Origin of the sequence: [Phormidium] sp. LEGE 05292, from assembly GCF_015207735.1 — a bacterium.
In the GTDB taxonomy this organism is placed as follows: Bacteria; Cyanobacteriota; Cyanobacteriia; order Cyanobacteriales; family Aerosakkonemataceae; genus Floridanema.
Window position 1 is genome coordinate 1 of record NZ_JADEWG010000072.1, and the last position, 13,647, is coordinate 13,647.

Genomic DNA, 13,647 nt, shown 5'->3' on the forward strand with positions numbered 1-13,647 from the left:
TGAGTTGTTTTCCCTTGCGCTTTAAACTCTAGAACTATCATTTGACGTGGAAAACCTCTACGGCGTTTAGCCTAACACAATTAAAGCCGTCCTGCAAGGACGGGGCTTGTACCCATGTTTTTGGTCAGAAATGTTTTTTTTAACTGTCTTAACTTTCCTTGTATTCTCCTGAAAATCGTGAAATATTAAAACCATGAAGTGCGCTCTCGATAACTTTCAAGCGGCTTCCAATAAAACATTTGTCACGTTGGACACTTTAAGCCAGCCACTATATGTGCTACTGCAATAGTACTCTGCCTAAGCCTAATATTTTGAGGCAGACGCTGTTGTGCTGAGTTGTCTTTTGCGTTGACAAAAACGCGCACTCATTCATTTTCAAAATCCACTAGTTTTAAGAGTTTCAATCATGGCAAGCACACCTCTAGCAACTCAGACCTCAACCAATGACACACAATTAACATCTGTGTATACAGTTGCCAAGTTTGCATCGGGAAGAACCCAACCAGGTGCAACAAATTGGCAAAAAGAAAACGATTATGTTTTTGTGGATGTTGACACTAGTGCTGCTGGGTTTGCTCAGACACCGATATATGTAACATCAATTGCTGGCGATAGCAACCATTACGGAACCACTGGAGCTAGCTCTGTCTATAAAGCTACTGCCACAGGCTTTCGTGTTTATATTAGGTGGGAGAAAGACTACAAAACCGAAGCCCTGACAGCAGAAATAGCCAATAGTTATAAATGGCATATCAATTGGATTGGGTTTGAGCCTTTCTCACAAGCAGGGCAAGGAACCAGCACCCAAACATCTCCGACAACTACTCAGCCCACACCACTTCCTGCGGCAGGAAAGTACTACTACATTGTCGCCAAGCATAGTGGTAAAACTATAGCTGTTAAAAATGCTAGTCAAGACAATGAGGCCAATATCATACAATATCAGGCAACAGGCGATAACCATAAATTTCAGTTTCAAGATGCCGGTGATGGTTATTTCTACATTGTCGCCAAGCATAGTGGTAAAACTATAGCTGTTAAAGGTGCTAGTAAGGACAATGAGGCCAATATCATACAATATCAGGAAAAAGGCGATAACCATAAATTTAAGTTAGAAAATGCTGGTGATGGTTATTTCTACATTGTTGCCAAACATAGTGGTAAAACTATAGCTGTTAAAGATGCTAGTAAGGACAATGAGGCCAATATCATACAATATCAGGAAACAGGCGATAACCATAAATGGAAACTTGAGGCTGTGTAGTTAAGCCCTTCATCCTGCTTCTTGTAAATAACAACTGACCTTCTCTTCGACCGACTCCTTCAAAATTGGGGGTCGTTTTGCAATGATTGTCCAGATTGAATCCAAACCAAGCTGGCTTTTTCTATCCGGGTAGCCACCGAGATACCGATACCGTTGACGAAATATTGCTTAACATAAAAACGCCGAATTTAGTCCTGTTTGATGGAGTGTTGGGGAGATGGTCAATCTTGAGTATTTAGATGCGTTCGCCCTGCCCTCTTGAGGCTCTTGGAGAAAACTGCTGCATTCTTAATAAATGTTTTAGTCCAAAAATTCCTACTTCTAATTCGACAATAAAATAGGTGATTTCCTCATTCAGTAATGCTCATTTTGGCTCCTGATTATGTCTGCTCTTTCATTGCTGAATTAATATTTTTATTTAAATAACTTATGATATTGTTTGCAGTGTCATACTGCCCAAAAAACTTGGAATCGAGTTGTACTTTGAAACGCTTTTCTAGGAGAGCTTGGAGTTCCAATAAATCTAGGGAATCTAATCCCATCTCCACAAGCTTTTTGGAGCTTCCATAAGCTGCTTGATATTGAGAACCCATTATCTGAGAGATACATTCTTCAACGATATCGCAAACAGTTTCATTTTCTATTGATTGAAACCTGGTATTTAGTGTTTCTTCAATTAAAGATGGATCGGGCCAGTTTTTTCCACTTAAAAAGTTATTTTTGACTGCTGATTCAGTAGATTTGCTTTGGCGTGTGTGCAAGTTATATTCAATTAAAATTCCGGTTCCTTGATTGTCCGTATCTTCTGGACGATAGTTGGGGATAATTCCTTTGATTTTGGCTCCTCCCAACTCGTGGAATCGCACGATCGGATCTAAAATTTGACCTTGCTCATTTCGCAGTTTCAGGTATTCTGTAATTGGTAGATGAGAGTAATTAACATATTTTTTACAACGAGTTACACCTACTACACTTTCAATACCGCTTCTTAGGGTGCAGTATTGAAGCATAAACTCGCGCAATTGATCGCCCAGTCCTCGTTCCTGAAATTCGGGGAGAACATTTATGGCTAGCAATTGGATAACTGTTCCTTGCGGATTTTGGAGTGACGGCACTTGCTGGTAAGTCGTATTTTGTAGAATTGCAGCGTTGGTAATCCTTTGAGAATACATTACAGCGACAATTTGTTCATTCCAAACTACAACCAGATGCCCGTTTGGGTTACGCTCAATTCTTTGTTGGATGTCATTAGCAGACGCTCGTAAATGTTCTGGCCAACACTGGGTTTCTAAGTTGATTAAAGCAGGCAAATCTGATAAATGTGGATGACGAATTTTGTAAGGTCTGTTTTCAAAGTAGTTGAGGGTGATGCGGGTAAAGGAAAAAGTCTTCGGGTATTTTGCAGAAAAATTTATTTTTGGAAATAGACCAACTTCCGCCGCAGCCATGAGAAAAACTCCGGCTTCTATAAGATATTGTTGAGAAAACCCTTGAACAGCATCGAAATGCAAGTTTTCACTTTTGTTGAGAAATTGGTAAACTATTTCCGGTTCCAAACAGTGAACTTCCAAAATAATTAACCCATGCTTGGTGGGTATAGAAGACCATTTTTTTAGGTGTTCTACCAAGCTTTGTATCATGATATGGGGAGGAATAGATGCGCCAGAGCGATCGACATAAACTCCTTGATAGGGTATGTGTTTGCGAATTTCCAGTTGCTCTATTTTCTCAGGCCAGATAAAGGGGCGGTCGTGATCTAGGAATGAGCGGATATGTAGAATATTCTCTGGCTCGTCAATTCCATGAGCCTTTAAATCTTCCACCATTTGTTCCGGCTGCCCAATATCTCCCGGCAAAACTATATGAGGAAGGTCAGCAAGAGTTTTAGTACTAGCTGTTAAAGAAGCTTCATTATAATCTACCCCAATCAACAATAAAGGATATTGTTCGATTGCTTTGCCTCTAGCAGACCTGAAACGAATAGTTTCCCACACTCGTTTCAAGAGAGTTCCATCACCACACCCCATATCGGCAATATATTTAGGCTGTTCTTCTAAGGGAAAGCGATCGAATATAGAGAGAATGCTTTCTTCAAGGTCGGTAAAATACTTTTGGTGTTGAAATCCGCTACCAATTACATTCAAAGTACGATCGATATGGCTTTCTTGACCTAAAGCATCTCTTTGGAATACTGAAAGACAATCGCCAAACAATACGTCATCCATACGGCATAACATAGGCTTATAGGAAGCGACTACGGCAGTATTTAAAGCCCGCTCCTTAATAAACTTACCCACTTGAGTGAAAGTCCAATGACCTGTTTTAAGCTCAATCCAACCAAGGTTAGCAAATAACTCGATTAAATCTTTTTGAATCGAAGAATTGAGTGAGGAGAATAAAGGTTTTGTTTGGGAGTCTTCAAACAAGTTGTGCTTATGGAGTGCCAGCAACAGTGGAATAACTAAAAGTCCATCTAAAAAATCCGCAATTAAGAGGTTATCTGTATTCCATCGTTGGCAAGAGTACTCAATCCATTTTCTAAGCAAATCTGGCCGTTCTCCTTGTAAGTATGATTCTATTGACAGGAGATACAACTGAAGGACATCTTCTGGAATTGCCTGATAACCGAATGCTTCTGGAGTCAAAGAGTATTTACCCTGCTCGTTTCGAGAAAGCAAATTCAGAGATTCAAGCAACCTCAAAGCCACCTGAAAATGTCCATTATTCGCTTTCAGTTCTTCGCTCATTTGCTCACAAGAAAGAGTTTTTTCACGGGCAAGTAAATCGAAAAAACCTCTTTTTTTACAGGCGATAATAACTGGAATAGCTACAAATCCGTGGTTATATGTATTGATAATTTCTAACATGACTGCTCTCCAAAAAGGTTGAATTATTGACAAATTCGTTAAAAGAAATACTAGATTTTAAAAATATTTTTTGACTAAATAACCTTTTCTTAAAACAACGTCCTTAATCTAAGCTTCCAAATCATCTCAATTCAATGGAACAGACGCTTTCGCGGCTGTGTCCTCACCGATAACTTGAGCCGCATAACGATAAAGCTTACCAACCGCCCTGTTAGCTTTTATTCCAGGTCTAGCTGCTGTATACCCTTGCGCTTAATAGAAAGTTTGCCAGTCGGCGAGACCATGACCATTGTTGTCGATCCATGCCGTTGATGCCTGTCCCGAAAATGATCTCCATCTACCAGGAGCAATCTAAATTCAGGGTTGCCAAATTCCTTAAACTGGGCTTGTACATCTGTGCAGAACTGCTTTGGCTCCATCTTTGTCACGTTTCCACTGCTAACATACAGTGAAGGAAATTTAAGGCATAATTGCTGTAATCCAGCCAAATGAGCAGCAAACAACAGAACATGATTGTTAGTTAAAGAGGGCTGAAGAAATGCTGGCACCTCAATGTCGTTTTTGACTGGACATAGCACAGTCATCTTTTTTTCTATGAGGCATTCTTCAGCGATTTCCATGCCGTGTTGGTCGAGATTGAAATATTGTTTTACAGTCTCGAATGTTCCGATAAAAGAAGCTACATATTGATCGATCGATCTACATTTCAGGCCATTGACTATTACCTGAGAAATAGCCACTACCACGTATGGCAAGGGAGAAGGATTAGGCAAGACAACAGGCTGTCCTTCGCTCAGGTGCCGTTCGATTTCTGGAAGTGCTTCATCGCCGTATTTAATAACAGTGACATCCAATGTCTTACATCTCCTTAACTAACCGGAGTAGCGTATCGTCAGATACCGTACCTTCTTTCTCGGAAGCTTCCATGACTTTTGAGTAAAGAATATGAAAATTTATGGACGAAGTTTCTACACCAATCTCTTGCAGTTTTTCACGCAGGCCAGCAAGTCCGCTGTGTCTTCCAACAGTAGACTGAATATTACGGCCAATAAATTTCGGATCGAATGTGCTGTTTTGAATGTTTTGAGCAAGTGAATGGTGTATGCCTGTTTCAACAGTAAAAGTGTCTGGGCCAACAAACGGTTGATTCGATCCAAATTGGAAACCAGTCAGCTTGCTCACCTCGCAAGCAATTTTGTAAAGGCTGTCAAGACGGCAGCCACATTCAAATAAAGGATTATCTTTCTCAAAATAACTGGCGTATGCCAGAATCTGTTCGAGTGCTGTATTTCCACCAGCATCACCCATTCCCCCAATAGTTGCTTCTACCTGATTGGCACCAGCTTTAATCGCTGCCACAGTATTAGCAAGGGCAAGCCCCATATTATTGTGACAATGAATAGATATATCGATACCTGTCGGTAAGTTCTCTTTAATGAAACTCACCAAAGATGCGAGACTATCTGGATTGAGAGTACTCTGACTATCTGCGATCGCTATACATCTGGCACCAGCATCTGCTACTTCGCAAGCCAATTCACGCAGAAAATTCCTGTCTCTGTTACCACTGTAAACCAGATAATACTGTACAGCCGGAAAAATATCCCGCCCATAGCTGACTGCCTCCCGCGATGAATCAATGACTCTTTTGTAGATATTGGTGTCATTCGCATAGCGAGTGTATAATTCGTATGGCATTACCCATGTCGTCAATCTAGAGCGGTCTATCTGATGTTTCACCGCACTGTAAGCTGCTTTAATGTCCTCTGGTATATGTCTAGCCAATACGCTTAACTGGACTTTGTTGGTTGCATCAGCGATCGCATAAGCACCCTCCCAATCAAGCGTTGAGGCAACGGGAAATCCTGCATCAATTATATCGACACCCATCGCTTCTAGTGAGACTGCAATATCAGCTTTCTGCCTGGGCTTAAGATGAATAAATGCCGCTTGTTCTCCGTCTCGCAATGTAGTTTCAAAAATTTTCATAAGAAACCTCACGGGAGTTTGGAAACCCCTGGTTTCAAACCAGGGGAGGAAAAACGACACTGTGGGATAAATCCCACAGTGTCCCAGTCTTGACTAAATCATACTCTCGCTGTAAGCTAGCAGTTGCAGCGAGAGTTAATTTATGTACCTGACGCAAAAGAACCAAATCAGAGAACTGAATAAGTCTGAATTTGTTGCTCTGCGCCAGTTGTGCCGATTGAGTAAAAACCTCTACAATGTAGGACTTTACACAACACGGCAATACTTTTTTCAGGAACATAAACATTTGCGCTACGAGTCTGCGTACCATTTGTGCAAAACTAACGAGAACTACAAATTCCTCAACACAGATATTGCACAACAGACATTGAAGGTGGTAGACAGAACTTTCAAAAGCTTTTACGGGTTGATAAGTGCGGTTAGAAATGGCAGTTATCAACAAAAAGTGAAGCTTCCTAATTACCTGCCCGCATACGGTTATTTTCTCCTGATAATTCCCAGAATTGTTGTTAAAGATGGAAAATTCAGAATTCCCATGTCCAACGCTTTTAGAAAGCAATTTGGTGAAGTTTGGATTCCATTTCCCAAAAGACTTAACATCAATCAAATCAAGGAAGTCAGGATTCACCCAAAGTACAATGCTAGATACTTTGAAGTTGAATTTATCAGCGAAGTTGAACCGGAACCTGTAGAGGTCAAGAAAGATAGTGCTATCAGCATTGATTTGGGGGTAGATAATCTCGCAGCTTGTATTGATACCAACGGGGCATCCTTTCTGGTGGATGGTAAACCAATTAAATCTATTAACCAATGGTTCAATAAACGTAATGCCAAACTGCAATCTATTAAAGATAAGCAGGGAATTAAAGGCATCACTAATCAACAAGTGAAGCTGATGACAAAACGCAACAATCAAGTTAGAGATTACCTGAATAAGGCAGCACGATTTATTATTGACCATTGCATCGCCAATGGTATTGGCAACTTGATTGTTGGATACAATCCCGGCATCAAACAAGAAATTAATATTGGCGGACGCAATAACCAAAACTTTGTCCAGATCCCTTTTCACAGTTTGCGTTCTAAATTGAAAGCAATGTGTGAAAGATATGGGTTGAATTACATCGAACAGGAAGAATCTTATACCTCTAAAGCAAGTGCTGTTGATGGTGATGAGATCCCTATTTACAACGCCGATAATCCTAAAGAATACCAGTTTTCTGGTAAACGAATTAAACGCGGATTGTACAAAACTTTGGATGGACATTTGGTTAATGCGGATCTAAATGGTTCGCTCAATATCGGAAGAAAAAGTAAGCACGATGGTTTTGCCGGAGTGTCTAAGGCTGCATTGACCCAGCCTAGAAGGATTAATCTTCTTAAATTGGAGAAGTGGAGAATGGTGGCTTTAGCCCCTTTCGGAACAACTTCTTAGAATCCCCTCGGCTTCAGCCAGGGGAGAGTCAATTTCTTTTGTCTGCCAACTCTTCACGACACAAGCAAGAAGCGATCGCCACAGCCAGGTAGAAAATTTCCCACTTCTTAAAAGAAGACTTGAGTTATAAAGGTGAACCATTAGGATACATCAGTGATCTCCGATTTTGACGGATTTTGGCTTCCTCTAAACAGAGTTCTTCAATTTGTTTAATTACGTCTTCAGAGATTCCAAGTTTCTTTGCTCCTTTGAGTACTACATTCCGTTCTTGTTCTCCATATTCTTTATCAGCAGAACAAGCTTTGCTCGCGTCATAAATTACCCAACGTCGCGATCGTTGGATTTAATATTTCACAATTTTCAGGAGAACGCAAGAACAGTTAAGACAGTTAAGAAAAATATTTTATAAATTCATTTCCCGAATTTTTTAATTACACAAAGAGCGATCGCCTTTTTCCAGTGCTCTGTTAGTTTGCAAATAATCCTGCACCAAGTTACAGCCATAAGCTAGGGGATTGGTTTTGAGAATGCGCGGCAAGTTCCAGATAATTAATGTGTTATCATCACCCCCTGATGCTAAAAAACTACCATCGGGGCTGATAGCAATTTTGCGAATAGCGGCGGTATGACCTCTAAGGATAGTGATTTCTGTACCATCTAACTGCCAAAGTTTGATGGTAGCATCCACACTCCCAGAAGCGATGATTTTACCGTCAGAACTAAACGCTACTCCCCAAATCGCAGCTTGATGACCTTTAAATGTATGCAATAACTTACCAGCAACTGTCCATAACTTCACGGTATTATCACCACTGCCAGTAACTACCATTTTACCGTCGGGACTAAAAGCCACTCTCCAGACAGATGCAGAATGTCCAACTAAGGTTGTAACCAGCTTCCCTTCTACTGTCCACAGCTTTGCGGTACCATCAGCACTGGCGGTTGCTACCATTTTACTGTCGGGACTAAAGGCAACTTGCCAGATTTGGGCTTGGTGTCCTGGGAGAACCAGGGATTGAAGGCGATCGAGTTTCCAGATCTGAGCAATCTTTTCCACATTAGCAATCGCGATCGCTTGACCATTAGGGCTTAAAACTGCACCTGTAATTTTACCGTTGGTATCTTTGTAACTAGCAACATAACTTCCATCCCGCCGCCGGATTTTCACGATCGCATCGTCAGCAAAAAGACCAACTAATTTGCCATCTTCATTGAATGAAACTTCAAGGATGAGATTTTTTTCAGTCAAAGTTTTTAGCAATTTGCCTTCGCGACTCCACAATTTCGCCACGTTTTCATGACTGGCTGTACCGATGGTGGAACTGTCGGCGGTAATAGCTATTGACCAAATCCCCGCATTATGGGCAACTACACTCTTTTGGAAGGGATTTTGACTTTGCCAGAGTCTCACCAGGTTTTCTGCACCTGCTGAAGCAATAAAGCTGCCATCAGGACTGAAACTTACCCCCCAAATAGAAGCACTATGTCCTCTGAGTGTCCTCAGTTCTGTACCATCAACATTCCACAGTTTCATAGTTTTGTCGAGACTGGCAGAGGCAATAGTTTGGCTATCAGGACTAAATGCTACGCCTGCAATCCCCGCCGTGTGACCTTGCAGCGTTTTATCCAGGCGATAGCTGCCATTTTTGTTGTCTCGTCGCCACAGCTTCACAGTCTTGTCTTCACTCGCAGAAGCAATGATTTGACCGTCAGGACTAAAAGCTACTCCCTCAACCCAAGCTGTATGCCCTCGCAGAATTTGTAGCAGTTTGGGGTTTAGCCAACCTGTAGCATCTCGTTGCCAAAGTTTTACTGTCCCATCTAAATTGGCAGCTGCCACAGTTTGACCATCAGGACTAAAAGCTACTCCCCAAAATCCCCATTTATAACCTGAAAATGTTTTCAAAAGTTTACCATCTTGCTGCCACAACCTGACTGTTTTGTCCCAACCAGCAGAGACCAGAAACTGACCATCAGGACTAAAAGCTACTCCCCAAACCGAAGCAGTATGACCTATAAATGTTTGAGAAATGTACCACTGGCTGTCTTTATCTTGCCGTTTCCACAGTTTAATCGTACCATCCTCACTTGCCGATGCCAGCATCAGACCATTAGGGCTAAATTTGACAGATCTAATTGCGCCTTGATGACCTGTGAGAGTGGCGACAGCTGTACCGTCACGCCGCCATAATCTGATTGTTTTATCTATACTAGCGGAAGCAATCAAAGAACTATCAGGACTGATATCTACTGCCATCACTGCTGCTTGATGACCAGAAAATCGATTGTATTCATCTGCGCTATAAACTGCTTGCTCTAATACATTGTTCACTTGATGCTCAATATCAACGTTTGGTTTTTCTAGTTTTTTTAATCTCTGTTGAGCTTTAATTGCGGCTACAAGAGCGTCTAATCTGCGATTTGAGGCAAACATTCCTTCAGAAGCAGATACAAGTGCGCCAATTTCACTATTTTTGGCTTCTGTTTCGCTGGTTTTGGCTTGGCGATATAAAATATAAATACCTATAGCCAAACTAGTAGAAACTAGGAATTTAATCCAAATTACTATTAGTAGCCATCTTTGCAATTTAGTACTTTTTTTCTCTTGTGCTAATCGGATTTCTACTTCTTTGGCTCTTGCGGCTTCTAATGTTGTTTGAATTTCCCTCTGTTCATATTCTTGACTAGCAGCAAAAAATTTATAATCCAAATCGCTCAAACTTTTACCTATTGACCAGTTTTGAGCATCTTTTAAAGCTTTTCCCCGCAGCAAGCGTGATTCATCTTGATAATTTGATGCGATCCAAGCATTGAAGATTTGCGAGTAAGGACGCAGGTTGTTTAATTGTCTTTCTACCCATTCCGCATTAAATACATGGCGATAAATGGGATTTTTAATTTTGAGGTAGCCATTGTGTTTTTCAACTAAGCCAGATAACAATAGTTCTTTTTGTTCCCGACTATCATCAATTGCCACTGGAGGATTACCAGCCTCAGCTTGTAAAATCTCCTGATAAATACCTAATAACCTACCAGCACGCTGTTCGTTATGTAAAAGGCGATCGCGAATTGTTCGCAAGTGTTCTGGATCGTCTTTGGCTTTCCACTGTTGGATGATCTGCTTTTTTACTAGTTGCTCAATCCAATACCCTTCTGTTGCTGGCGGTAAATCAATTTTGTTGTGTGGTGTTTCCTTAGCTATCTGCACAACTAACTGACAAAGTTTTTGTGTTAAAAAAGGTTGTCCAGCCGTCCAGTCAATTATTTTTTGTAGTATTATTTGCGGCTGGCAAACAACTTTTTCTAATCCTTTAAGTAATGGGGTTGCTTCTTCTAGTTTAAAACCATATAACTCAATTGCTGTACCAATGTTAAAAGGTGTGCGGCGTTTGTCAGCAATCAAATCGGATGGAGTCGCTACCCCAAATACTGCAAATGCTAAGCGTTGAAATTTTGAATCGTGGGCGCGTTGATTATAGCAATGACGAATCCAAGCAAAAAAGTCACTTACTGGAAAGCTCAAACTTAATAAACTATCAATTTCATCAATAAAAATAAATATCCGCTGACTTGCTTCTGGTGAAAGTAAAATTTCCTCAACAAACTGATTGAGCTTCTGCACAGGTGAAAGACCTGCTTGCATTTCCCACCATTTTTTAAAATTGATTTTATCAGCTAAATTTAAACCATAGAAAAGACAAATAATAATTCCTTTATACCATTGTTCTGTAGTAGTATCTTCACTACCCAAACGAGTGACATCTATATAAACGCAGCTATCACCTTCTTGTATCAGACGGTCTTTTGTGCGGTGTAACAGCGATGATTTACCCATTTGGCGGGAATTAAAAATATAACAAAAATCACCAGCCTTTAAACTGGTATAAAGCTGTTCATCTGCCTGACGAATAACGTAGCTTGGATCATCACTAGGCAAACTACCACCAACTTGGTATTTCATATCATATACGTATTTTATATTACATATAAATGTTTCATATCAGATATGCGATCTCACATAGAAAGAGTAACACAATTTTTGATTATTTGTAGAGGAGCTTTTGCGAATTCAATACTTATATTTTACGCCTATTTCCTATCCAGTAGTAAAAAATTGACAATAATTCCACATTGTTGAATTATTGTCAGTCGCGGTAGCTAGTATGTAACTTTAATTTCCTATTTGATATCTTAACTGTCTTAAATTTCTGCTGTATTTTAGCTTAAATTGCTTAAGTGTCCTTGCATTTTGACAGCAAAAATCAGATTATAATTACATAGTTGGCTAATCTATTATTCGCTCTACAAATCTGCAAAAGCCAAGATGATTTCAAAATCAAGTGGATTTACAAATAAAAAATTTCCTTGATTATGAAATTTGGTTATACCAATTCTCTGTAAAATTGCGCTTAATCATTGCCCCTCTCCGTAGAAGGGGAGGGGTTTGGGGTGGAGTTCCGTACAGCGCATCTTCATCGAGAATTGGTATTACGCACTTGTAGCTAACTGCTTGGCAAAATAATTGCGGTAGAGTTCACAACGCGGTACGATGCGATCGCCTTCAAAGGAAATTAATCCTAAACTTTCGAGTTTGTAAGCACATACAGGGTCAAGAATCATACCTTGCTTGGCTGTAACTAGCTCACTATATATCTGAATCAAACTAGGATTGGCTTGCAGATTTACCCAGTGTTGCCATAAATGATAACGGTAAATTCCACCGTTGGCGATCGCTTCAGCTATTAACTCTTTTAAAGTCATACTTCCTGAAAGCAGATGAAACAAGGCTATTTGTACCAGTCCAGGATGACCTCCTACCAAAGACATCAACTGCTTCAGTTCTTGGCTGGTCAATTCTATACCGTATCGCCTAGCTAATTCTTCTACCTGCTGCACAGTAAATTCCCTAAGACGAATCGGTAATCCAATATTGAATGGAGAATGGTTAATATCTAAGGCAATATACTGTTCTGTTGAGTAAACTACCACTAATCTCAATTTTCGCCAATGCTTACTTTGCCTTGCTTCATCGCACCAAGAACGTAATAAAGCAAAAAACTCCCGACCAAGCTGAGGATACTCAAAAAAGCGATCGACCTCACTCAAAACCAAAACTATTGGATTTTCACTCTGTTTTAGTAAATAATTTTGTATGTATAAACTACAACTTAATTTACAACCAATCTCGTCATCCCATATATCATCAAGGTTGGTATCTGCGCCTAATTGTGTAGCAATTTGCAGACAAAGACAACGCAACAACCTATTTAAGTCAGTTAAACATTGCTCATCAAGTTGGTCGCAATTGATATTGAGAGTATGGTATCCTTGCTTTTTAGCAAAGGCCAACAAACGCATTACCAAAGAGGTTTTACCCATCTGTCTGGGCGAACGAATCCGAATTACACAACCAGGTTGAGTAAGTTCTCGATATACTTGTTCTTCTATAGGTGGGCGTTCAATATATAAAGGAGAATCTATAGGTAATGGTCTATCTGGATATGACCAATAGTTTTGTTCTTTTATATAAGAATTCTCTAATAAATGTTCTGAGATTTCTGTTTGATTTTCCTCCTCATCTTGTACAAATTTATAATATTCATCCTGGAGTTCTAAATCAAACGCATTAAAACATAATTTTAAAGTTTTTTGATCTACACCTTTACTTAAAGACCACAAACGGCTAATAGTTTTAGGGGAAATATTTGTACGTTGCGATAGTTTTTCTAGAGTAAAGCGATCGCCTTTATTTTCTACTATCTCACTATAAATAATTGCTTCTTGCAATTGCTTGAGTCCCTTGGGCGTTAATACAACTCCTCTTTTTCTCTTGATTCTATTTTGCTTTAATTCCATAGGTCGTCTACCAAAAATTTTTGCTAAATTAAAAATTTACTTGCTAAAGTATTAATTAAGCCAATTTTTGCGAGCATTAAAGGAACACCAGTTTATTATAATTAAATATAAGTGCTAGGTATTTTGTCTTGCTAACGCTTACACTAGCCAAAATTATCAGCAAAAAATACTGTATAACCATTGGCTGTACTTGGCTGGAATTAATTAGAGCAATTATAAACATTATATTATAAGCT

At 39.8% G+C, this 13,647-nt stretch carries 7 protein-coding genes; 2 read left to right on the plus strand and 5 right to left on the minus strand.

What is annotated here, in order from left to right; translation table 11 throughout:
* Positions 1-406 precede the first annotated feature (406 nt).
* Positions 407-1,264: an RICIN domain-containing protein gene (locus tag IQ264_RS19195; RefSeq protein ID WP_193982415.1), complete on the plus strand. Its 858-nt coding sequence runs from the start codon at positions 407-409 to the stop codon at positions 1,262-1,264.
* Positions 1,265-1,644: 380 nt separating this feature from the next.
* Here the strand turns inward: IQ264_RS19195 and IQ264_RS19200 are convergent, their stop codons facing one another.
* The 3 genes from IQ264_RS19200 to IQ264_RS19210 form a co-directional block, all read right to left on the minus strand.
* Positions 1,645-4,131, minus strand: coding sequence for a GNAT family N-acetyltransferase (locus IQ264_RS19200; protein WP_193982416.1), 2,487 nt, complete (start codon positions 4,129-4,131; stop codon positions 1,645-1,647).
* Between the two features lie 218 nt (positions 4,132-4,349).
* A complete protein-coding gene (locus tag IQ264_RS19205) occupies positions 4,350-4,985 on the minus strand; it encodes a hypothetical protein (RefSeq protein WP_193982417.1) in 636 nt (211 codons plus the stop codon).
* Between the two features lie 4 nt (positions 4,986-4,989).
* A complete protein-coding gene (locus IQ264_RS19210) occupies positions 4,990-6,120 on the minus strand; it encodes a LeuA family protein (RefSeq protein WP_193982418.1) in 1,131 nt (376 codons plus the stop codon).
* Positions 6,121-6,262: 142 nt separating this feature from the next.
* Between IQ264_RS19210 and IQ264_RS19215 the strand changes: the two genes are divergently transcribed.
* Complete coding sequence (locus IQ264_RS19215) at positions 6,263-7,555, plus strand: RNA-guided endonuclease InsQ/TnpB family protein (protein WP_193982419.1); 1,293 nt, start codon at positions 6,263-6,265, stop codon at positions 7,553-7,555.
* Between the two features lie 427 nt (positions 7,556-7,982).
* Here the strand turns inward: IQ264_RS19215 and IQ264_RS19220 are convergent, their stop codons facing one another.
* Together IQ264_RS19220 and IQ264_RS19225 are read right to left on the minus strand one after the other, a co-directional pair.
* Complete coding sequence (locus tag IQ264_RS19220) at positions 7,983-11,516, minus strand: AAA-like domain-containing protein (RefSeq protein WP_193982420.1); 3,534 nt, start codon at positions 11,514-11,516, stop codon at positions 7,983-7,985.
* Positions 11,517-12,043: 527 nt separating this feature from the next.
* Entirely contained in the window at positions 12,044-13,411 is a 1,368-nt protein-coding gene (locus IQ264_RS19225) for an AAA-like domain-containing protein (RefSeq protein ID WP_193982421.1), read from the minus strand.
* Positions 13,412-13,647 lie beyond the last annotated feature (236 nt).